Annotated in this window: 21 protein-coding genes and 1 pseudogene; 10 read left to right on the forward strand and 12 right to left on the reverse strand. The window is 72.7% G+C overall.

From position 1 onward, the window contains the following. Position 1: 1 nt before the first annotated feature. Genes IM778_RS11585 through IM778_RS11605 form a run of 5 tightly spaced genes read left to right on the forward strand, consistent with a single transcriptional unit; the run spans position 2 to position 4,035 of the window. Entirely contained in the window at positions 2 to 937 is a 936-nt protein-coding gene (locus tag IM778_RS11585) for an ABC transporter permease (RefSeq protein WP_194411847.1), read from the forward strand. Further along, positions 934 to 1,722, forward strand: a complete 789-nt coding sequence (locus IM778_RS11590; protein WP_194409038.1) for an ATP-binding cassette domain-containing protein — start codon at positions 934 to 936, stop codon at positions 1,720 to 1,722. Before IM778_RS11585 ends, IM778_RS11590 begins: the two co-directional genes overlap by 4 nt. Next, complete coding sequence (locus tag IM778_RS11595) at positions 1,719 to 2,525, forward strand: ABC transporter ATP-binding protein (protein ID WP_194409039.1); 807 nt, start codon at positions 1,719 to 1,721, stop codon at positions 2,523 to 2,525. The genes IM778_RS11590 and IM778_RS11595 overlap by 4 nt, the downstream gene beginning before the upstream one ends. Before the next feature lie 9 nt (positions 2,526 to 2,534). Continuing rightward, positions 2,535 to 3,614, forward strand: a complete 1,080-nt coding sequence (locus IM778_RS11600) for a M4 family metallopeptidase (protein WP_194409040.1) — start codon at positions 2,535 to 2,537, stop codon at positions 3,612 to 3,614. Beyond that, positions 3,583 to 4,035, forward strand: a complete 453-nt coding sequence (locus IM778_RS11605) for a protealysin inhibitor emfourin (protein WP_228484517.1) — start codon at positions 3,583 to 3,585, stop codon at positions 4,033 to 4,035. Before IM778_RS11600 ends, IM778_RS11605 begins: the two co-directional genes overlap by 32 nt. On the opposite strand, the gene IM778_RS11610 is transcribed toward IM778_RS11605, so the two are convergent. From IM778_RS11610 to IM778_RS11625, 4 genes are read right to left on the reverse strand one after another with little or no spacing between them, the layout of a single operon-like run. Beyond that, on the reverse strand, positions 4,036 to 4,644 hold the full coding sequence (locus IM778_RS11610; RefSeq protein ID WP_194409041.1) for a GNAT family N-acetyltransferase: 609 nt from the start codon (positions 4,642 to 4,644) through the stop codon (positions 4,036 to 4,038). It abuts the gene before it with no gap. Positions 4,645 to 4,655: 11 nt separating this feature from the next. Beyond that, positions 4,656 to 5,372: a uracil-DNA glycosylase gene (locus IM778_RS11615; RefSeq protein WP_194409042.1), complete on the reverse strand. Its 717-nt coding sequence runs from the start codon at positions 5,370 to 5,372 to the stop codon at positions 4,656 to 4,658. Next, positions 5,363 to 6,268, reverse strand: a complete 906-nt coding sequence (locus tag IM778_RS11620) for an alanyl-tRNA editing protein (RefSeq protein WP_194409043.1) — start codon at positions 6,266 to 6,268, stop codon at positions 5,363 to 5,365. Before IM778_RS11620 ends, IM778_RS11615 begins: the two co-directional genes overlap by 10 nt. Beyond that, positions 6,265 to 7,053, reverse strand: a complete 789-nt coding sequence (locus IM778_RS11625) for an SDR family oxidoreductase (protein WP_194409044.1) — start codon at positions 7,051 to 7,053, stop codon at positions 6,265 to 6,267. The genes IM778_RS11620 and IM778_RS11625 overlap by 4 nt, the downstream gene beginning before the upstream one ends. 138 nt (positions 7,054 to 7,191) lie before the next feature. Here IM778_RS11625 and IM778_RS11630 point away from each other — a divergent pair, with 138 nt between their 5' ends. Together IM778_RS11630 and IM778_RS17990 are read left to right on the forward strand one after the other, a co-directional pair. Then, positions 7,192 to 8,514 (forward strand): bifunctional o-acetylhomoserine/o-acetylserine sulfhydrylase, encoded by a 1,323-nt coding sequence (locus tag IM778_RS11630; protein ID WP_194409045.1) that lies wholly within the window; start codon positions 7,192 to 7,194, stop codon positions 8,512 to 8,514. Positions 8,515 to 8,682: 168 nt separating this feature from the next. Continuing rightward, a pseudogene (locus IM778_RS17990) lies at positions 8,683 to 9,234 on the forward strand (DUF2332 family protein); the annotation flags it as partial. Here the strand turns inward: IM778_RS17990 and IM778_RS17885 are convergent. After that, complete coding sequence (locus IM778_RS17885; RefSeq protein WP_273541867.1) at positions 9,148 to 9,435, reverse strand: hypothetical protein; 288 nt, start codon at positions 9,433 to 9,435, stop codon at positions 9,148 to 9,150. The pseudogene IM778_RS17990 and the gene IM778_RS17885 overlap by 87 nt on opposite strands. Here IM778_RS17885 and IM778_RS17890 point away from each other — a divergent pair. Together IM778_RS17890 and metX are read left to right on the forward strand one after the other, a co-directional pair. Beyond that, positions 9,329 to 9,706, forward strand: coding sequence for a DUF2332 family protein (locus IM778_RS17890; RefSeq protein ID WP_273541864.1), 378 nt, complete (start codon positions 9,329 to 9,331; stop codon positions 9,704 to 9,706). The genes IM778_RS17885 and IM778_RS17890 overlap by 107 nt on opposite strands. A gap of 244 nt (positions 9,707 to 9,950) precedes the next feature. Then, on the forward strand, positions 9,951 to 11,156 hold the full coding sequence (gene metX / locus IM778_RS11640) for a homoserine O-acetyltransferase MetX (RefSeq protein WP_194409046.1): 1,206 nt from the start codon (positions 9,951 to 9,953) through the stop codon (positions 11,154 to 11,156). A 1-nt stretch (position 11,157) separates the two neighbouring features. On the opposite strand, the gene IM778_RS11645 is transcribed toward metX, so the two are convergent. The 4 genes from IM778_RS11645 to IM778_RS11660 all read right to left on the reverse strand — a co-directional run bounded on the left by IM778_RS11645 (position 11,158) and on the right by IM778_RS11660 (position 14,550). After that, positions 11,158 to 11,784 carry an NUDIX domain-containing protein gene (locus IM778_RS11645; RefSeq protein ID WP_237684664.1) on the reverse strand — a complete coding sequence of 209 codons (627 nt, stop codon included), beginning with the start codon at positions 11,782 to 11,784 and terminating at the stop codon, positions 11,158 to 11,160. A 179-nt stretch (positions 11,785 to 11,963) separates the two neighbouring features. Next, positions 11,964 to 12,290: a thiamine-binding protein gene (locus tag IM778_RS11650; RefSeq protein ID WP_194409047.1), complete on the reverse strand. Its 327-nt coding sequence runs from the start codon at positions 12,288 to 12,290 to the stop codon at positions 11,964 to 11,966. A 24-nt stretch (positions 12,291 to 12,314) separates the two neighbouring features. After that, the gene (locus tag IM778_RS11655) at positions 12,315 to 13,583 is read right to left on the reverse strand and encodes a DUF2029 domain-containing protein (RefSeq protein ID WP_228484519.1); all 1,269 of its coding nucleotides are present in this window, start codon (positions 13,581 to 13,583) and stop codon (positions 12,315 to 12,317) included. A 127-nt stretch (positions 13,584 to 13,710) separates the two neighbouring features. Then, the gene (locus IM778_RS11660) at positions 13,711 to 14,550 is read right to left on the reverse strand and encodes an ADP-dependent NAD(P)H-hydrate dehydratase (protein WP_194409049.1); all 840 of its coding nucleotides are present in this window, start codon (positions 14,548 to 14,550) and stop codon (positions 13,711 to 13,713) included. A 39-nt stretch (positions 14,551 to 14,589) separates the two neighbouring features. On the opposite strand from IM778_RS11660, the gene IM778_RS11665 reads away from it, so the two are divergent. Continuing rightward, complete coding sequence (locus tag IM778_RS11665) at positions 14,590 to 15,654, forward strand: NADH:flavin oxidoreductase/NADH oxidase (RefSeq protein ID WP_194409050.1); 1,065 nt, start codon at positions 14,590 to 14,592, stop codon at positions 15,652 to 15,654. Between the two features lie 8 nt (positions 15,655 to 15,662). Here the strand turns inward: IM778_RS11665 and IM778_RS11670 are convergent, their stop codons facing one another. The 3 genes from IM778_RS11670 to IM778_RS11680 form a co-directional block, all read right to left on the reverse strand. Next, complete coding sequence (locus IM778_RS11670) at positions 15,663 to 16,721, reverse strand: hemolysin family protein (RefSeq protein ID WP_194409051.1); 1,059 nt, start codon at positions 16,719 to 16,721, stop codon at positions 15,663 to 15,665. Continuing rightward, on the reverse strand, positions 16,718 to 18,049 hold the full coding sequence (locus IM778_RS11675; RefSeq protein ID WP_194411850.1) for a hemolysin family protein: 1,332 nt from the start codon (positions 18,047 to 18,049) through the stop codon (positions 16,718 to 16,720). The genes IM778_RS11670 and IM778_RS11675 overlap by 4 nt, the downstream gene beginning before the upstream one ends. Before the next feature lie 425 nt (positions 18,050 to 18,474). Further along, positions 18,475 to 19,449, reverse strand: a complete 975-nt coding sequence (locus IM778_RS11680) for a hypothetical protein (RefSeq protein ID WP_194409052.1) — start codon at positions 19,447 to 19,449, stop codon at positions 18,475 to 18,477. Between the last annotated feature and the right edge of the window lie 374 nt (positions 19,450 to 19,823).

The following is a 19,823-nucleotide window of genomic DNA, read 5'->3' on the forward strand; positions in this document are numbered from 1 at the left end:
GATGACGGATGCCGCGTCCGCGGCGCGTTCGAAGGCCCCCGGCCGCCGCCGCTCGCGCTGGGCGTGGCTCGGGCGGCTGTGGGCGCTGTCGACCGGGCGGTTCGGCCTCATCGTCGTGGGCGTCGTCGTCGTCACGGCGATCGTCGCGCGGTTCTGGACCCCGTTCGATCCGCGGCACGTCGAGATCTCGAACCGCTGGGCCGGCCCGGGCTGGCCGCACGTGCTCGGCACCGACGGGTCGGGGCGCGACATCCTGAGCCTCGTCATCGCGGGCGCACGCACGACGGTGTTCGTGGCCGTCGGCGCGGGGATCGTGGCGACCGTCATCGGCATCGCGCTGGCCGCCCTCGGCGCCCTGACCGCCCGATGGCTGCGCGAGTCGGTCGCGGTGCTCGTCGACATCCTGATCGCGTTCCCGGTGCTGATCATCGCGATGATGATCTCGGCGGTGTGGGGTGGGTCGCTGTGGGTCGTGATCTGGGCGGTCGGCATCGGGTTCGGCGTCAACATCGCGCGTGTGACGCGGCCCGAGCTGCGCCGCGTGCTGCACAGCGACTTCGTGCTCGCCGGCCGCGCGGCAGGCCTCTCCTCCGCGCAGAACCTCTTTCGCCATCTGATGCCGAACGTCGCGCCGGTGTTCATCGTCCAGCTGTCGTGGGGCATGGCGGTGGCGGTGCTCGCCGAGGCCGGCCTGTCGTACCTCGGCTTCGGCGCGCCGGTCACCGAGCCGTCATGGGGCCTGCTGCTGGCCGAGCTGCAGCGGTTCATCACCGTGTATCCGCTGTCGGTGGTGTGGCCGGGGCTCGCGATCACCCTGACCGTGCTCGGCCTCAACCTGCTCGGCGACGCCTTGCGCGAGGCGACCGATCCGACCCTGTCGCGCAGTCCGTTCGCGACCAGGCGAGCGCGACTGCACATCCCGGAGGTGGTCGCATGAGCCTCGAGGTGCAGGGCCTGACGATCGCCATCGACGGCCGCCGCGTGGTCGACGACGTGTCGTTCGCCGTGCCCGACGGCGCGCGCGTCGGGCTCATCGGCGAATCCGGCTCCGGCAAGTCGCTCACCGCGCTCGCGATCCTCGGGCTCCTGCCCGACGCCGCTCGCGCCACCGGCAGCATCCGCTGGAACGGCCGCGAGATCCTCGGCCTCGCCGACCGCGAGCTCGCGCAGCTGCGCGGCGACGAGATCGGCATCGTCTTCCAGGAGCCGCGGACCGCGCTCAACCCGATCCGCACGGTCGGGCGCCAGATCGCCGAATCGGTGCGGATCCACGAGGGACTGTCGAAACGGGATGCCGCGGCGCGCGCCGTCGCCGAGGCGGCCCGCGTCTCACTCCCCGACCCCGAGCGCATCGTCGCGCGGTATCCGCACCAGCTGTCGGGCGGCCAGCGCCAGCGGGTCGCGATCGCGATGGCCCTCGCGTGCCGCCCGCGGCTGCTGATCGCCGACGAGCCGACGACCGCGCTCGACGTGACGATCCAGGCCGAGATCCTCGACCTGCTGCTGTCGCTCGTCGAGGACGACGGCATGTCGCTCGTGTTCATCACGCACGACCTCGCGGTGCTGTCGCAGATCGCGACGCACGGCGTGGTCCTCGAGGACGGGCGCGTCGTCGAGGAGGCGCCGGTGTCGCGGCTGCTCACGGCTCCGGCATCCGTCGTCACGCGAGGCCTTCTGCGCGATGCGACCGCCACCCTGTGGCGCCCGGGGGGCTCCCCGTGACGACGCTGATCCGCGCGCGGGGTCTGACCCGGCGCTACCCCGCGCCGACGGCGCGGCTGTTCGGCCCGCGGGCCTTCACGACGGGGCTCGAGGATGCCGACATCGACGTGCGCGAGGGCTCCGCGGTCGGCATCATCGGCGAGTCCGGCTCGGGCAAATCGACGCTGGTGCGGCTGCTGCTCGCCCTCGACGCCCCGACCGCCGGCACGATCGAGTTCGACGGGCGGCCGGTCGATGCGGGCGCCTCCGCGCGATCGCTGCACTGGCTGCGACGGCAGACGGGGATCGTGTTCCAGGACCCCTACGCGTCGCTCGACCCGCGCATGAGCGTCGGTCGCATCGTCGGAGAGCCGCTGTGGGCGCTCGGGATCGAGGGCGACCGGCGCGCGCGTGTGCGCGAGGTCCTGGAGGACGTCGGCCTCGAGCCCGATATGGCGGAACGGTTTCCGCACGAGTTCTCGGGCGGGCAGCGCCAGCGCATCGCCCTCGCCCGCGCGATCGCGCACCGCCCGCGCGTGCTGGTCGGCGACGAGCCGCTGTCGGCGCTGGACGTCACGGTGCGCGCACAGATCCTCGAGCTGCTCGGCGAGCTCCGCGCACGCGACGGACTGACGCTGCTCCTGGTGTCGCACGACATCGGCGTGGTGCAGAACCTGTGCGACGAGGTCATCGTGATGAAGGACGGCCGCATCGTCGAAGAGGGTCCCACCGAGAAGGTGCTGCTGCAGCCGCAGGTGTCGTACACGCGGCGCCTGCTGGCCTCGATCCCGGTGATCGACCCCGGCGTCGGCGGTCGCAGCTAGGTTCGGAGCATGGCAGCCGCGATCGTCCCCCCGTACCTGCTCGCTCGCATCGCCGCGGTGCAGGAGCCGGAGTGGGCGCGCGCCGCCGAGGCGGCGCGCTCGACGCTCGCGGTCCCGCGCCACTACCGGCCGACGCGGTCCCGTCTGCGCCTGTCGATCGAGGACGACGGCACCCTGGTGGCGGAGACCACGCCGGCTCCCGACCGCGCGATCGCCGACGCGCAGCGTCGCGAGTCGCTCCCGGGCGTCCGGGTGCGGGGCGAGGACGACCCGCCGACCGGCGACGACTCGGTCGACGAGGCCTTCGACGGGCTCGGTGCCACGTTCGACTTCTGGTGGGACGCGTACCAGCGCGACAGCCTCGACGGTGCCGGCGGCGCGCTGCTGGCGACGGTCCACTACGGGCGCGACTACGACAACGCCTTCTGGAACGGCGAGCGCATGGTGTTCGGCGACGGCGACGGCGAGGTGTTCACCGGGTTCACCAACTCCGTCACCGTGATCGCCCACGAGCTCGCCCACGGCGTCATCGAGGACGAAGGCGGCCTGCTGTACCGCGGCCAGTCGGGCGCGCTCAACGAGTCCCTCGCCGACGTGTTCGGAGCACTCGCCGAGCAGCACCACCTCGGGCAGACCACCGGCGAGGCGTCGTGGCTCATCGGCGCCGAGATCTTCACGGATGCCGTGCAGGGGCATGCGCTGCGCTCCCTGGCCGCCCCCGGAACGGCGTATGACGACGACGTGCTCGGCAAAGACCCGCAGCCGGCCCATATGCGCGACTTCGTGCAGACGCGCGACGACAACGGCGGCGTGCACATCAATTCCGGCATCCCGAACCACGCGTTCTATCTCGTCGCGACGGCCCTCGGCGGCCGCGCCTGGGAGCGGGCCGGGCTCATCTGGTATCGCACGCTCACCGGCGGCGACCTCACCTCGACGGCCGACTTCATCGCGTTCGCCCGCGCCACCCTCGCCGCCGCCGCGGCGGAGTACGGTGAGAAGTCGGAGGAGGTCGACGTCGTCCGCGCCGCGTGGACGGGCGTCGGCGTGATCGACGATGGCGAAGGCAGCACACCGCCGCGGCGGTGACCACGACGACGACCCGGCCCCTGCGCGCCCGCCGCTGCCGGGTTCCGCGGACTCCGCGGACTCCGCCGTTCCTGCGGACGAGCCCGCCGTCGAGGTCGACGTCGCCCGCACCGGCGGCTTCGCGGGGATCACCCGCCGTTGGACGGCGCAGCCGCCCGAGACCGAGGCATCCGAGTGGATCTCGCTGATCGATCGGTGCCCGTGGGACCGCGCACACCGCCCCGGCGAGACGGACGACTCCCCCGAGACCCGGCGCATGCCGGACCGGTTCGTGTGGTGGATCCGCGCGTCGTGGACCGGCGCCGATCCGCGCGAGGCCGAGCTGCCCGAGGACGAGCTCACCGGAGCATGGCGCGAGCTCGTCGACGCGGTGCGCGAGTGGAGCCGCGCGGTCGAGGGCCCCGAGCGCGGCGCCCGGTGATCAGCGGCCGAAGAGGCCCTTCTTGGCCGGCTTGATCGACTTCTGCAGGTAGATCGTGCCGAGCCACCGCCCGAACTTGAAGCCGACGCGGCCCATGCGCCCCACCTCGACGAACCCGAGCTTCTCGTGGAGGGCGATCGAGGCCTCGGCGCCCTTGTCGCTGATGACCGCGACCATCTGCCGGACGCCGGCCGCCTGGCACGCGTCGATCAGGGCGACCAGCAGGGCCCGCCCGAGCCCTTTGCCGGTCGCCGCCTGCCCGAGGTAGATGGAGTTCTCGACGGAGTACCGGTAGGCGGACTTGCTCGACATCGGCTGGACGAGCGCGTACCCGAGGATCTGCCCGGTGGGCGACTCGGCCACCAGGAACGGCAGCCCGAGCCGTTGCAGGTGCTCGAACTTCTCGCGCCACTGCGCGATCGACCAGATGTCTTCGTCGAACGTGACGACGGAGTTGGTCACGTAGTAGTTGTAGATCTCGCGGATGTCGGGGATGTCGCGGTCCTCGGCGGGGCGGATGTCGAACGAGAAGTCCCGCTCCGGCTCGGGCCGGCGCCGCAGGTGCCGCGGCAGACGGCGGCGGTCGCGGTCGTATTCCTCCTCGAGCATGGATCGTCCTCCTACGCGCGCATCGCGACGTCGGCGGTCGCGGGCAGAGCCCAGTCGACCGGTTCGGAGCCGAGGCCGGCGAGCAGCTCGTTCGCCCGGGAGAACGGGCGCGAGCCGAAGAAGCCGCGGCTCGCCGACAGCGGCGACGGGTGCGGCGACTCGATGATCGGCGTCGCGCCGAGGAGCGGGCGCAGGCTCGCGGCATCCTTCCCCCACAGGATCGCCACGAGCGGCCGGTCGCGGGCCACGAGCGTGCGGATGGCGTGCTCGGTCACCTTCTCCCAGCCCCAGCCGCGATGGGATGCCGGCGCCCCCGGCGCGACCGTCAGCACGCGGTTGAGCAGCATGACGCCCTGGTCGCTCCAGGCCGACAGATCGCCGTGCGGCGCACGCGGGACGCCGAGGTCGGACTCGAGCTCCTTGTAGATGTTGTCGAGGCTTCGCGGCAGCGGCCGCACGTGGGCATCCACGGCGAACGAGAGCCCGATAGGATGCCCCGGCGTCGGGTACGGATCCTGCCCGACGATCAGCACCTTCACGTCGTCGAGCGGCCGCTGGAAGGCGCGCAGCACGCGGTCGCCTGCCGGAAGGTAGCGACGGCCGGCAGCCACCTCGGCGCGAAGGCGCTCGCCGAGCGCGGCGATGTCGGGCGCAACGGGCGCGAGGGCCTGCGCCCACCCGGCGTCGAGGAGGCCCGCGTCGGCGAGCTCGGGCAGCGTCATCGCCATGGCTCGTCCGCCGGAGTGCGCGAGTCCCCCGTGCGAGGCGTCGCGGTGGTCGTCATGAGGAGCTGCGCTCCGCCGTCGACGGCGGTCGACTCGAACGCGACCGCGATCTCGGCGATGTCAGCGAGCGAGTCGACGTGCGTTCCGCCGCACGGGATGCGCGCCGCGCCGCCCGGCAGATCGCACACCCACGAGCGGCGGTCGGCGAGGGTGTCGCCGTCACGGTCCACCCGCACGGGAGCGCCCGACGCCAGCCATGACGCCAGCTGCGCCTCGACGCGAGCCGTGAGGCCGCCGAGGTCGTCGAGCGCCGCCGGGTCGAAGCCCTTGCGGCGCAGCGACTTGCCGATGCGGTAGAGGTCTTCCGATCCGCCGGGGAGGATCCGCGACCGCTGGATGGCGAGCGCGTCGAACGCGGGCGCTCCGAGCGGGTCCAGCGGCGCGTCCTTGCGCCATGCGCCGGCCAGGGCGGCGTCGAGAGCCAGGGCGGCGAGGTGGCATGCAGTATGCCCCGTCGACAGCGCCGCGCGATACGCGGGGTCGACGCGGACCTCGGCCTCGTCGCCCTCGGCGACGGGTCTCCCCTCCACGACATGGGCCACGACGAACGTCCACCCGGGCGTGCCGGTGCGCACGGGCACCGCGGTGCCGAGGACCAGCTCTCCGTCCTGGGCCGCACCCAGGACGGCGTCGACGACGGGGATCTCGACGCCGCGGACGACCAGCACGCCGCGGTCGGCGGGCTGGTCGGGCCATGCCGTGTCGACGGGGTGGAACGCGGTCTCGTCGAGCACCACCGCGGTGCGCCCGTCGCCGGCGTCGGCGACGTGCACCACCGTCCCGTGCGACGCCACGGCGCCCGTGGGATACGTCACCCTGGTGCCGGACGCCGGGATCACGAGCTCTCCACGCCCCGGGGGCGCAGCGGCCCGCGGGCGAGAAGGTGCTGCGCGGACTGCGCGACAGGCCGCATCGTGACGAGGTCGAGGTTGACGTGCCCGGGGGCGTTCAGCGCGTACGCGATGACGTCGGCGACGTCGTCGGCGGTGAGCGGATTCTCGACGCCCTCATACACGCGGTCGGCCGCCAGGCTGTCGCCGCCGAGGCGATTGAGGGTGAACTCGGGCGTGTGCACCATGCCGGGCGCCACCTCGACCACACGGATCGGCTCGCCGTTGAGCTCGAGGCGCAGCACGTGGGCGAGCATCCCCTCGGCAGCCTTCGCCGCGTTGTATCCCGAGCCGCCTTGATACGGGGTGAACGCCGCGGTCGAGGTCACGAACAGCGTGTCGGCGTGGCCGTCGGATGCCGCCGCCTGGCGCAGCTGCGGCAGCAGCGCGGCCACGAGCCGCTGGGCCGACAGCACGTTCACGTCGAACATCCACTGCCAGTCCTCGACGCGTCCGTCCTCGACGCGCTCGGTGCCGCGGGCGCCGCCGGCGACGTGGACGAGCGCGTGGAGCGGACCGGACCCGGCGAGGAACTCGGTGAGCGCCTCGACATCGGCGTCGGACGTGAGGTCCGCGGCGAAGGCCACCGCCCCGGTCTCGGCTTCCAGCTGCGCGAGCCGGTCAGCGCGGCGTGCCACCGCCACGACCTCCCACCCGCTCGTGCGCAGCGCACGCGCTGCCGCCTCTCCGATACCCGAGCTCGCTCCGGTCACCACCGCACGTCTGGTCGCCATGCCTCCACGCTACCGAGCGCGCGGGCGCGATCGTTACGTCACATTTCCCCCGCGTTGTTGACAGCGGCGCCGGGTCCGTACTGTCGGACACGGCTGGGGGCGAGGGCTTCCGGCATCCGATCCCTCAGGAGCACGCACATGTCCGCACCCGAGAACTGGCGTTTCGAGACCAAGCAGATCCACTCGGGGGCGCAGCCCGACCCGGTGACGAAGGCCCGCGCGACGCCGATCTACCAGACGACGTCGTACGTGTTCGACAACGCCGACCACGCCGCGAACCTGTTCGCGCTCGCCGAGTTCGGCAACATCTACACGCGCATCCAGAACCCGACGCAGGCGGTCGTCGAAGAGCGCCTGGCGGCGCTCGAGGGCGGCACCGGTGCCCTCCTCGTCGCGAGCGGCCAGGCGGCCGAGACCTTCGCGATCCTCAACATCGCGCAGGCGGGCGACCACTTCGTCTCGTCGAGCTCGATCTACGGCGGCACCTACAACCTGTTCAAGTACACGCTGGCCAAGCTCGGCATCGAGGTCACGTTCGTCGAGAACCAGGACGACCTCGAGGAGTGGCGCCGCGCCGTGCGCCCCAACACGAAGCTGTTCTTCGCCGAGACCATCGGCAACCCGAAGATCAACGTGCTCGACATCCGCGGCGTCGCCGACGTCGCACACGAGGCCGGCGTGCCGCTCATCGTCGACAACACGATCGCGACGCCGTACCTCATCCGTCCGTTCGAGCACGGCGCCGACATCGTCGTGCATTCGGCCACCAAGTTCCTCGGCGGCCACGGAACCGTCATCGGCGGCATCATCGTCGACGGCGGCTCGTTCGCATGGTCGCAGAACGTCGACAAGTTCCCGGGCCTGACCGAGCCCGACCCCTCGTACCACGGCGCGTCGTACACGACGGCCGTCGGCGACGGGCTGGCGTACATCATCAAGGCGCGCGTGCAGCTGCTGCGCGACCTCGGGTCCGCGATCGCGCCGCAGAGCGCGTGGCTGCTCATCCAGGGCATCGAGACGCTGTCGCTGCGCATCGAGCGCCACGTGCAGAACGCGCAGGAGATCGCGGAGTGGCTCGAGAACCAGCCCGACGTGGCGTCGGTGAACTACTCGGGCCTGCCCACGTCGCCGTGGTACGCCGCCGCCAACCGGTACGCCCCGAAGGGCGTCGGCGCGGTGCTGTCGTTCGAGCTGAAGGGCGGCGTCGAGGCGGGCCGCGAGTTCGTCAACTCGCTCACCCTCTTCAGCCACCTCGCCAACATCGGCGACGTCCGCTCGCTCGTCATCCACCCCGCGTCGACGACGCACTCGCAGCTCACGCCCGAGCAGCAGCTCACCACCGGCGTGACGCCGGGCCTGGTGCGCCTGTCGCTCGGCCTCGAGAACATCGACGACCTCAAGGCCGACCTCGAGCAGGCCCTCGCCGCCGCCCGCCGCGTGTCGGAGGCCGCTCGCGCCTGAGCCCGTCGGACGACACCGGAAGCCCCGGCCCCGCGCTCCCCGGAGCACGGGGCCGGGGCTTCCGTCACGCGTCCGGATGGCGTGGCGCCCGCGCCGTGACGGCTTTCGCGGGGTGTCTGGCAGCCGCGAGCGGCGCGCCCGGAGCCACGCGCGTCGTATCGTGAACGCGTGCCTGCCATCGACGACGCCGCGCGCATCGCCGCGTACTACGACGACTTCGGGCGCCGCTGGGCGCACGGCACCTCGCCGCTGTACGAGGAGTGGTCGCTGGGCATCGCCGCCGACGCCGAGCTGATCGCCCGCATCGCGGAGCTCCCGCATCGGCTACAGCAGGCCAACCTGCTGTTCGCGGCGGCCCGATGGGAGGGCGGCCCGCTCGCCCCGTACGCGCAGTGGCGTGAGTGGCTCGTCGCCCACTGGGACCAGGTCGTCGAGACCGAGCACGCGCGCTCCACCCAGACGAACGAGCCGAACCGCTGCGCCACGTGGCTGCCGCCGCTCTCGCGCATCGACGGGCCGATCGCGCTGCTGGAGGTCGGCGCGGCCGCGGGGCTCTGCCTCTATCCCGACCGCTACGGCTACGAATACTCGGGGCCGGGCGGCACGCGCGTGCGGGAGCCCGCCGCCGGGCCCTCACCGGTGCGTCTGGCGTGCCGCGTCGACGACGACGCCTCGATCCCGGACGCCGTGCCCGAGGTCGTGTGGCGCCGCGGCATCGACCTCTCCCCCATCGACCCCCGCGATCCGGGCGCCGTCGAGTGGCTCGCGACCCTCGTGTGGCCGGGGCCCCGACCACGACGCGCGCGTCGCCCGGCTGCGCGCCGCCGCGGCGGTCGCGGCATCCGACCCTCCCGAGATCATCCGCGGCGACCTGCTCGAGACGGTGACGGATGCCGCGGCCGCCGCGCCCGCGGACGCCACCGTGGTGGTGTTCCACAGTGCGGTGATGCTGTACCTCGATCAGGACGGCCGTCAGCGGTTCGCCGACATCATGGCGGGGCTCGGCCGCGCGATCGGGCGGAAGGTCGTGTGGCTCTCGAACGAGACGACCGGGGTCTTCCCGCAGGTCGATGCGCGGCTGCCCGCCGGGCTCGACACCGCGCACCGGTTCGTGCAGACCGTCGACGGTCGCGCGATCGCACTGGCCGGCCAGCACGGAGCGGTCTACGACACGAAGCCGCTCAAGGTCTGACGGACCCGCACCGCGTTTCGTCTCGCTCCGCTCGCTCAACGACCGGAATCTCCCCGGTCGTTGAGCGAGCGAGCGCCAGCGAGCGAGACGAAACCCGCCGAACCGCCTCACTCACCGACGGAGACTCCCCGGTCGTTGAGCGAGCGAGCGCCAGCGAGCGAGACGAAACGCGCCGAACCGGACTCCGGACTCCGCTTCGCGTAACACGCGACTGCTCCGGCATCACGCACGCGAGAATGGTCGGATGGACTGGCAGACCTCCGAAGACACCGTGCCCAGCGCACCGGTGACGGAGGCGGATGCCCGTCTGCTCGGCGGCCGCCCGCCCGCGACGGGGGCGTGGCGCGACGGGGACCCCGTCGGCGACCGGCACTTCGCGGCGTTCGGCCCGTTCCGCACCGAGGGCGGCGCGGAAGTCCCCGGCTACCGCATCGCGTACGAGACGTGGGGCGAGCTCAACGCCGCTCGCGACAACGCGGTGCTCGTGCTGCACGCGCTGACGGGCGACAGCCACGTGCGCGGACCCGCGGGCCCGGGGCATCCCACATCGGGCTGGTGGGACGACATCGTGGGCCCGGGCGCACCGATCGACACCGACCGCTGGTTCGTCATCGCCCCGAACATGCTCGGCGGATGCCAGGGGTCGACGGGTCCGGCATCCATCGGTCCCGACGGATACGAGTGGGCCTCGCGGTTCCCGCACCTCACGATCCGGGACCAGGTGGCCGCGCAGGTGCGCCTCGCCGATGCGCTCGGCGTCGACGAGTGGGCCGCGGTCGTAGGCGGCTCGATGGGCGGCATGCACGCGCTGGAGTGGGCGGTGTCGCACCCCGGGCGCGTCGCCCGTGTCGGCGTGCTCTCGGCGCCGCCGGTCAACACCGCCGACCAGATCGCGCTGAACTCGGTGCAGCTCGAGGCGATCCGCATCGACCCGCGCTTCCAGGCGGGCGAGTACTACGACGCCGCCGACGGCGACGGCCCGACGCGCGGCCTCGCCCTCGCGCGCCGCATGGCGCTGCTGAACTACCGCTCGCCCACCGAGCTCAACCAGCGGTTCCAGCGCTCGTGGCAGTCAGGCGTCAGCCCTCTCGGCCACGGCGGGCGCTTCGCGGTGGAGTCGTACCTGGACTTCCACGGCAACAAGTTCACGCGCCGCTTCGACGCGAACTCGTACATCACGCTGGTCGAGGCGATGAACTCGCACGACGTCGGCCGCGACCGCGGCGGCATCGAGGACGCACTCGCGCGGGCGACCGCGACGGCGCTCGTGCTCGGCATCGACAGCGACCGGCTCTTCCCCATCGACGGGCAGCACCGCATCGCACGCGGCATCCGCAACACGCTCGACGGCGACCGTGCCGTCGTGCTCTCGAGCGACTTCGGCCACGACGGCTTCCTCATCGAGACGCACGCGGTGGGCGCGCACGTGCGCCGGCTGCTGGAAGCCTGAGTCAGCCGCTGCGCGTGTAGCGCCACGGCAGCGAGCCGATCTCGAGCCGGTGCCGCGCGGTGCCGGGCGCCGAGGCATCCGGATCGTACTCCGCGTCGTCCTGCCACAGCAGGAGAGGACCCTCGCCGCCGCGGCGCGCGACGGTCTCGAAGTGCTGCACGCCGGCGAGGCGCGCGGTCTCGAGGATCGACCCCGCATCGGGATGCTGCGAGAGCCCGTGCAGCGTGACCCACGTCGGCGGGTACAGGGTGAGCTCACCCCGGCCGTGCCGCGCGAGGGCGTCGGCCGGGCGCAGCCATTCCGCGGCGACCGCCTCGTCGGCCGACAGCTCGATCGTGCCCTCCGGCTCCGGTGCGACGAAGAACCAGGTGCGGATCCGCAGCGCGAGTCCCGGCGGCGGATCCCAGACCGACAGCGTCGCCAGCGCAACCGGATCGACCGCGATCCCGATCTCTTCTCGCGTCTCGCGCACGCCCGCACGTCGGGCGGCATCTTCTTCCGGCTCGCCGGCGACGCCGCGATCGGCGTCTTCGAGCTTGCCGCCCGGGAACACCCACGCACCCGCGAACGAGCCGCGATCGGGCCGTTCGATGAGCAGCACCTCCGGCCCCGCGGCGGCGTCGCGCACGAGCACGACGGTCGCGGCGACCGGGATGCCGGGGTCCGACGCATCATCGGCGGTGCGCGGTCGCGCCCCTCCAGCGCGTCGGCGAGCGCGCGCGTGGCCCGGTCGGGCGATCCCGCATCCGCGGAGCTCACCGCGGCGACCTCCCGCCGCGGCCGAACCCACCGGCCGCCGCGACGACGTCAGTCCTGCTCGGCACCGGCACGCTGGGCATCGATCGCGGACTCGAGACGCTCGATCTTGCCGTCGAGCTCACCGGTGTAGCCGGGACGGATGTCGGCCTTGAGCACGAGCGAGACGCGCGAGCCGTACGGCTGCACCGCCTCGGTCGCGCGCTTGACCACGTCGAACACCTCATCCCACTCACCCTCGATCTCGGTGAACATCGAGGTGGTGCGATGGGGCAGACCGCTGTCGCGGACGACGCGCACCGCCGCGGCGACGGCGTCATGCACGGATCCGTCGGCGTTGCCGGTGCCGCTGGGGGCGACGGAGAAGGCGACGAGCATGGGGAACCTCCGGTTGTTGTCGGGTCAGGGAATGGGTGACGGTCCGGGCTCGCCCTCGACGTCGCGCCGGTGCGCGTCGCGGAGCCTCTGGGAGCGGGGGCCCGGACCCGGCCGTACCCGTACGCGCGCCAGGCGTACGACCGACCAGGCGAAGAGCGCGACGAGCAGCACGTTGCGCACGACCAGCAGACCGACCGCGGCGGGCGTGAGCCCGAGGATCCCGTCGTACCAGAACGGGAAGATCAGCTGCGTGAGGGCCAGGATGACGAGCGCGAGCGCGGCCGGGGCGATCCAGCGGCGGCGGTCGATCACGAGACCGATCACGAGGGGCGTGATGACCCACGTCATGTACTGCGGCGAGCCGACCTTGTTCAGCACGATGAAGCCGAGCACGAGGGCGAGCGCGAGGGCCGGGAAGAGCGCGGCGAACCCGGCCCTGCGCCAGGCCTTGAGCGCACCGAGCGCGGCGAGCGCCAGCATCCCGGCGATGAGGACCGGTGTCATCGCGGCGATGACTCCTTCGACCCCGGGCCCCGTCACCTGGAAGGTGATGAGCTCGTCGTCGTAGACGACGCGTGCGCCGGGGACGCCGGCGGCCGCGAGCAGCATGTAGACGGTGCTCACCGGAGCCTCGATCTGAAGACCGCGAGACGTCTGATCGCCGACGAAGCCGAACAGGTGAGGGCCGCCTCCGGCGACGAGCACGCCCGCCACGACGAGGGCCGAGACCGCCACCGCACCGCCCACGACGGCCAGCCGACGCCTGACGGTGATCACCGCGGCGGCGAGAAGGGCAGCCGGCCACACCTTGATCCACGTGGCGACGGCGAGCAGCACCGAGCCGAGCCACGGTCTCCCCACGAGCCACAGCGATCCGGCGACCGCGAGCGGCACGGTGAACCCGTCGAGGCGGTACATGCCGACGCCGCCGAGCGCCAGGAGCGCGGCGAGCCAGAACCACCCTGCGAGCACGCGGCCCCGCGAGCGCGCTCTGCCGACGAGGACGCCGAAGGCGACGGCATCGGCGGCCGTGACGATGAGGCCCCACGCCAGGGTGTAGTCCACGGCGCTGCCGGGCGCTCCCGCCAGCAGGATCGGAATGTACGCGAGGAGCGGGTAGACCCAGTCCTCGGTGATCCCCGGAACCGCCTCGCCGCGCAGCGCGCGGGAGGCCCACCACCGATAGAGCTGGTCGACGTCCCACGAGGCGGCGTGATCTCCGACGAAACCGAGCAAGACGACCACGGCGTGCACGAGCGCGAACCCGATCCACAGCCAGACGCGTCTCGACACCCTTGCCATCCTATGGGCGGCCCGCGAGGCGCCCTGCGTCGACCTGCGTCGGCCTGCGTCGGCCTGCGTCGGCCTGGGTCGGCCTGGGTCGGCCTGCCTCGGCCTGGGTCGGCCTGCGGAGCGCGGCTCACGCCCGCGCGAGCACCTCGCCCACCGCTCGCGGCAGCGCCGCCGCGACATCGAGGGCGGTGATCGGGCCGCCGGCGGGACCGAGTGCGGCCGTCGCCAGCCGCGCCGCCCGTCCGTGCAGCCAGGCACCGGACGCCGCGATCGCGGCGAGGGATGCGGCATCCGTCGTCCTCCCGTCGGCCACCCCACCCGCCACGAGCGCGCCGATCGCTCCCGCGAGCACGTCGCCGGTGCCGGCGGTCGCCAGCCACGGCGATCCCGACTCGACGGTCGTCGCCCACCCGCCCGGAGCCGCCACCACCGTCGCCGAGCCCTTCAGCAGCACGACCGCGCCCGTCGCCTCGGCGGTCTCGAGCGCCGCCGCGAGGCGATCGCCGCCGGCCGCCGGGAGGCCCAGCGCCCGCCGCAGCCGCGCGTGCTCGCGCTCGTGCGGCGTGAGGATGCGCGGCGCCGTCGCCTCGGCGGCGAGATCGAGCGCGCCCGCGTCGACCACGACAGGGTCGGTGTCCGACAGCAGCGCCCGCAGCGCCTCGGATTCCGCCGGGCCGCGGGCGGCGGCATCCGTTCCCGATCCGATCACCCACGCCTGCACGCGGCCGTCCGCCGCCACCGTCTCGGGGCGCCGAGCGAGCACGAGCGCGGTCGGCTGCGAGGGCCCGAGGTAGCGCACCATGCCCAGACCCGTCCGCCAGGCGGCCTCGACCCCCAGCACCGCCGCCCCGGGGTACGCCTCCGAGCCCGTCCGCATGCCGAGCACCCCTCGGGAATACTTGTCGTCGGCAGCGGTTGGACGCCTGAGAGCGTGCGCCGTGTCCGGCATCGTCCATGAGCCCGTCATGGCGCCACAGTACTCGTCAGGCCACCACTGGAGACCCCTTTGAGCCAGCTGTTCACGCCCCTCTCGCTGCGCGACATCACCGTGCGCAACCGGCTGTGGGTGTCGCCCATGTGCCAGTACAGCGCGGTCGAGGGGGTGCCGCAGGAGTGGCACCACACCCACCTCGCGCAGTTCGCCTCGGGCGGCGCCGGCCTCGTCATCGCCGAGGCCACGGCGGTCTCGCCCGAGGGCCGCATCTCGCCCGAAGACACCGGGCTCTGGACCGACGTGCAGCGCGATGCGTGGGCGCCGATCGTCGCCGCCATCCGCCGCCGCGGCGCCGTGGCCGGCGTGCAACTCGCCCACGCCGGACGCAAGGCCTCCACGTGGTCGCCGTTCTCAGGACGCCGCGGCTCGGTGCCGCACGGCGAGGGCGGGTGGAGCACCGTCGCCCCGTCGGCGATCGCCTACGACGGCTACGCCGAACCCGTGGCGCTCGACCGCGACGGCATCGACCGCATCGTGGCGCACTTCGCGGCCGCCGCGCGCCGCGCCGTCGAGGCGGGTTTCGAGGTGCTCGAGGTCCACGCCGCGCACGGCTACCTCCTGCACCAGTTCCTCTCTCCGCTGTCGAACCACCGCGACGACGAGTACGGCGGATCGCTCGAGAACCGCGCTCGCCTGCTCCTGCGGATCGTGGAGGCTGTGACGGATGCCGCACCCGCGGCCGCGCTGATCGTGCGGTTCTCGGCGACCGACTGGGCCGACGGCGGCTGGGATCCTGCGCAGACCTCGATCGTGGCGGGCTGGGCGGCCGGGCGGGGCGCGGACTTCTTCGACATCTCCAGTGGCGGCCTGGTCGCGCACCAGCGGCTCACGACGGGACCCGGCTACCAGGTCGGGCTCGCGGCGCAGGTTCGTCGCGAGACGGGCACGCCGGTCGCCGCGGTCGGCATGATCGACGACGCCGCCCACGCCGAGCGGGTGCTCGCCGAGGGCTCCGCCGATGCCGTCCTCGCCGGTCGCGAATGGCTCCGCGACCCGCACTACGGCCTCCGCGCCGCGACCGAGCTGGGCGCCGACATCGACTACTGGCCGCCGCAGTACCTCCGCGCCCGGCGCTGACCCGGCGCTCAGTAGAGGCGGCGGCGGGTCGCGTCCTGCACTTCGCCGATGAGCTCCTCGATGATGTCCTCGAGGAAGAGCACCGCGGTGGTCTCGCCGGCGTCGTCGCGCACCTGGGCGAGATGGCGTCCGGCACGGCGCATGACGGCGAGAGCGTCCTCGAGGTCGGTCGACTCGAGCACCGGCACCATGTGGTGGATGCGCTTGGTCGGGATCGGGCGCGCCACCTCGGTGTCGGCATCCGGCCCCTCGGCGGCACGCAGGACGTCTTTCAGGTGCACGTACCCGACCGGCGCGCCCGCCTCGTCGACGATCACGTAGCGCGAGAACCCGTGCTTGGCGACCGCCCGCTCGATCTCGGCGGGCGTCGTCGTCTGCGGCAGCGTCACCAGCGCCGAGAGCGGCACGGCGATGTCGGCCGCCTTTTTGTCGGTGAACTCGACGGCCGCCGCGAGGGTTCCGGCGGTGTCGTGCAGGACGCCCTCGATGCGGGACTGGTTCACGATCGTCGCGACCTCCTCGAGCGTGAAGGTCGAGGCGGCCTCGTCCTTCGGCTCGACGCGGAACAGCCGCACCACGTGGTTCGCGATCCAGTTGAGCGACACGATCACCGGGTGGAAAAGCCTGGACACCCACACCAGCGGCGTCGCGAGCATGAGCACCGCGCGGTCGGGGACCGAGAACGCGAGGTTCTTCGGCACCATCTCGCCGAACACCACGTGCAGGTACGACACCAGCACCAGCGCGACGATGAACGCGACCGTGTCGACCGCGCCCTCCGACCACCCGGTGAGGCCGAGCGGCGCGGCGAGCAGATGGTGGATCGCCGGCTCCGACACGTTCAGGATCAGCAGGGAGCAGATCGTGATGCCGAGCTGGCTCGTGGCCAGCATGAGCGTCGCGTGCTCCATGGCGTACAGCGCGGTCTTGGCCGAGCGCGAGCCCTTCTCGGCCAGCGGCTCGATCTGCGAGCGGCGCGCCGAGATGACGGCGAACTCCGCCCCGACGAAGAAGGCGTTCGCGATGAGGAGCACGACCAGCCATGCGATTCCGGCCCAGTCGCTCATCGGCGGTCACCCCCTTCCGTCGCGGCACCGTCGTGCGGCATCGACGTGGGCGTGAAGCGCACCCGGTCGACGCGACGGCCCTCCATGCGCTGCACCTCGATGGCTCCGTCCTCGAGCTCGATGCGGTCCCCGACGACGGGGATGCGCTCAAGCTCGCTCATGATGAACCCGCCGACGGTGTCGTAGACGTCGCCCTCGGGGATGCGGATGCCGGTGCGATCGAGCACCTCGTCGGGCCGCAGCTCGCCGGGGAAGATCACACCGTCCTCGACGCGCACGATGCCCGCGCGGCGGCGGTCGTGCTCGTCGAGCACCTCGCCGACGATCTCCTCGACGAGGTCCTCGAGCGTCAGCACGCCCGCCGTCCCGCCGTACTCGTCGACGACGACCGCCATCTGGTACCCGCGGGCCCGCAGCTCCGACACGAGCGCGTCGAGATGGACCGCCTCGGGGAAGCGCACCGGCTCGGTCGCCAGCGCGGCCGCTGGAACGTCCGCCCGCCGCTCGCGCGGCACTCCCACCGCGGCCTTCAGGTGCACGATGCCGATGATGTCGTCCATGTCCTGGCCGTAGACGGGGAAGCGGCTGTGCCCGGTGCGGCGTGCGAGCTGGATGACGTCCTCGGCGGAGTCGTCGGCGGCGAGCGCGTGGATGCTGGGGCGCGGCGTCATGACGTCGGCGGCGCTGAGGCGCGCGAATGTGAGGCTGCGGTCGAGCAGCGATGCGGTGTCCTCCTCGAGCACGCCCGCGCTCGCCGAGCGCCGCACGAGGCTCGACAGCTCCTCGGCGGTGCGCGCCCCCGACAGCTCCTCCTTGGGCTCGATGCCCACCGAGCGCAGCACGCCGTTGGCGCTGCCGTTGAGCACCACGATCGCCGGGCGGAAGACCGTCGTGAACGCCACCTGGAACGGCATCACGAGCTTGGCGGTCTGCCGCGGGATCGCGAGCGCGAAGTTCTTGGGCACGAGCTCGCCGATGATCATCGAGAAGATCGTGGCGACCGCGACGCCGATGACCGCGGCCACCGGCACCGACACGCCCTCGGGGATCCCCCACGCGGCGAACGCCGGCGCGAGCAGGTTCGAGATCGCCGGCTCCATCGTGTATCCGGTGAGCAGCGTCGTCAGCGTGATGCCCAGCTGCGCGCTCGAGAGGTGCGTGGAGGTGATCCGCAGCGCGCTGATGGTGAGCGAGAGCCGACTCTCGCCCGCCTCCTGGCGGGCTTCGAGGTCGGCGCGGTCCAGGTTCACGAGCGCGAACTCGCTCGCCACGAACAGACCGGTGCCGATGGTCAGCAGGAGCCCCACGCCCAGCATGACGTAGTCCATCACGCGTCACCCCCGTCCATGCGGGAGTCGGGTCGGTGGGGCGAGCGTCTGCAACTAGGAGGGTCGTCCATCGTGCCGAACAGTCTACGACAGCGCCCGGAACCCGAGAGCGGGCGGATGCCTCGGCTCGAGGCATCCGTTCTCGCCCCGGCGGTCTGGGTGTGGCGCCACTTTCCTGTCGTGGCGCCATCCTCCTGACCCGGCCGTCTGGGCGCGGCGCCACTCTCCTGCCGCGGCGCCAGACCCCTGACCCGCCCCTCGGGTGCGGCGCCAGACTCCTGCCCCGGCCGTCTGGGTCTGGCGCCACTTTCCTGTCGTGGCGCCAGGTTCCTGCCCCGCCCCTCGGGTATGGCGCCACTTTCCTGTCGTGGCGCATCAGATCTGGTGCGCCCTGACAGGAATGTGGCGCCGGGCCGCGGAGGAGGTCAGCGCCACACCAGCCCGGCGGGCGGCCGCGCGAGCCGGGACGGCAGCCCGGCGCCGGACAGGATGTCGTACAGCAGCCTCGGGTCCTTGTGAGCGGGGGTCCGCCACCGCGAGAACGCCCTCACCGCGCGCTGCAGTTCGTCGCCGCGATCCTTCTCGGCGACGAGGACCTCCTCGGCGGTACGGCCGTTGCGCAGTGCGGAATCCAGGTACTTGCCGACGCCGTCGAACTCGGCGGCGTGGTCGAACTCCTCGAAGTAGTAGTCGACGTCCGCGAGCCTTCCGCTCGGCAGCTCGAACCTCTTCTGCAGCACCGGCGCCGGGAACCCCAGCCGATCGATCAGCACCCGGCCCTCGCTCTCGCGGACCGAATCCGAAAGGTCCGTCGAGAACTCGAGTGCGGCGCGCACCCTCGCGCTTCGCCGTGGATCGCTGCTGAGTGCGTCTTCGATCTCCGCGAGGGTCGCCAGGGGCCCTTCCTTTCGGCGCGCCCACCGCACCTGGTCGAGTGCGATGACCCCGGCGGTGAAGGTGCCGATGCGCGCCAGGTCGAGCGCGGTCTGCGCAGGCGTGGTGATGGCGTGGCCGCGCCATTCGACGGTCGCCGCATCGGCGTACGTCGTCGTCCGGCGGCGGAAGGCGCCCGAAGAGCGCCCGCCACCCGTTCGCGGCACGAGCACGTCGACCATCGCCGGCCACGCGCCGATCAGGTCGATCCCCCACACCGCGGCCGCCGCGAAGTGCGACGCCACCACCGGGCTCTGTGCGCGGTCGACGACCTCGACCACCCGCACGTAGTGGCGATCGATCGGCTTCAGCGCCCGCCACGCCTCCCCCGGCACGTACGACCCCGGCGCGATGCGAACGTACCGGCCCTCCGCGAGCTCACGCGCGAGCCGGCGGTCGTTGGTGGGTCGACCGTCGCGGTCCCGCCGCCGGTGGAGGGTGATCGTGGGTTCGGTCCTCGGCTGCACACGACCACGATCTCGCGCGGCCTCTCCGCGACGCACAACGCAGGCGACATCGGTGGAGAAGTCGTCGCAGCCGCCCGCTGTGGAGGAGCCGCGGCATCCGTCGTTCGCGTGTGCCTGCCGAAAGGCGGCGCCCGTTTCCCTGTCCAGCGCCCGATCTGCGCCGCCGCTCGGGTGTGGCGCCAGTTCCCTGCCCCGGCGCCAGTCCCCTGCCCCGCACCGTGGGGCATGGCGCCAGATTCCTGCCGTGGCGCATCAGATCTGGTGCGCCCTGACAGGAAAGTGGCGCCGCGCCGCTGGTGGCGCCACGCCTCATGGGTATGGCGCCAGATTCCTGCCGTGGCGCATCAGATCTGGTGCGCCCTGACAGGAAAGTG

It is taken from the genome of Microbacterium cremeum (assembly GCF_015277855.1).
GTDB lineage: Bacteria > Actinomycetota > Actinomycetes > Actinomycetales > Microbacteriaceae > Microbacterium > Microbacterium cremeum.

Bases quoted from the DNA above. Each gene is read 5' to 3' on its own strand.
- IM778_RS11590 (WP_194409038.1), top strand. From the start codon at position 934: ATGAGCCTCGAGGTGCAGGGCCTGACGATCGCCATCGACGGCCGCCGC.
- IM778_RS11610 (WP_194409041.1), bottom strand. From the start codon at position 4,644: ATGCTCGAGGAGGAATACGACCGCGACCGCCGCCGTCTGCCGCGGCAC.
- IM778_RS11650 (WP_194409047.1), bottom strand. From the start codon at position 12,290: ATGCTCGTCGCCTTCTCCGTCGCCCCCAGCGGCACCGGCAACGCCGAC.
- IM778_RS11615 (WP_194409042.1), bottom strand. From the start codon at position 5,372: ATGGCGATGACGCTGCCCGAGCTCGCCGACGCGGGCCTCCTCGACGCC.
- IM778_RS11670 (WP_194409051.1), bottom strand. From the start codon at position 16,721: ATGAGCGACTGGGCCGGAATCGCATGGCTGGTCGTGCTCCTCATCGCG.
- IM778_RS11585 (WP_194411847.1), top strand. From the start codon at position 2: ATGACGGATGCCGCGTCCGCGGCGCGTTCGAAGGCCCCCGGCCGCCGC.
- IM778_RS11660 (WP_194409049.1), bottom strand. From the start codon at position 14,550: ATGACGGGCTCATGGACGATGCCGGACACGGCGCACGCTCTCAGGCGT.
- IM778_RS11600 (WP_194409040.1), top strand. From the start codon at position 2,535: ATGGCAGCCGCGATCGTCCCCCCGTACCTGCTCGCTCGCATCGCCGCG.
- metX (WP_194409046.1), top strand. From the start codon at position 9,951: ATGGACTGGCAGACCTCCGAAGACACCGTGCCCAGCGCACCGGTGACG.
- IM778_RS11605 (WP_228484517.1), top strand. From the start codon at position 3,583: ATGGCGAAGGCAGCACACCGCCGCGGCGGTGACCACGACGACGACCCG.
- IM778_RS11675 (WP_194411850.1), bottom strand. From the start codon at position 18,049: ATGGACTACGTCATGCTGGGCGTGGGGCTCCTGCTGACCATCGGCACC.
- IM778_RS11625 (WP_194409044.1), bottom strand. From the start codon at position 7,053: ATGGCGACCAGACGTGCGGTGGTGACCGGAGCGAGCTCGGGTATCGGA.
- IM778_RS11630 (WP_194409045.1), top strand. From the start codon at position 7,192: ATGTCCGCACCCGAGAACTGGCGTTTCGAGACCAAGCAGATCCACTCG.